The organism is Pseudomonas sp. HY7a-MNA-CIBAN-0227, assembly GCF_040310325.1.
In the GTDB taxonomy this organism is placed as follows: Bacteria; Pseudomonadota; Gammaproteobacteria; order Pseudomonadales; family Pseudomonadaceae; genus Aquipseudomonas.
On record NZ_JBEOPT010000092.1, the window covers coordinates 1 to 280 of the forward strand.

At 62.5% G+C, this 280-nt stretch carries 1 protein-coding gene; it reads right to left on the minus strand.

Annotation, left to right across the window (positions count from 1 at the left end):
* The coding region (locus tag AAEZ06_RS27115) for a hypothetical protein (protein ID WP_350617170.1) at positions 1-280 on the minus strand (280 nt) is incomplete at both ends.

Genomic DNA, 280 nt, shown 5'->3' on the forward strand with positions numbered 1-280 from the left:
GGCCGGTCAACGTCCAGGTGCCTTGCTTGACCTCCAACCGTTCGAGGTTGCGGCTGTCGCCAAAACTGCCACCGGCGACGTCGTCCAGGGTCAGTCGGTCGTAACCGCTGCCGCCGTCCACCCTGCCGATAAAGCGGCTGCCGTTGCGCAAGATCAGCTGGTCATCGCCGCCGCCCAAATCCAGGGCCAGGCCATTACTGCCGCTTATGGTGCCGCTGTTGATGACCGTGTCGGCAAAGTTGCCGACGAACTTCACGCCAAAGCCATCCAGGCCTTCAAT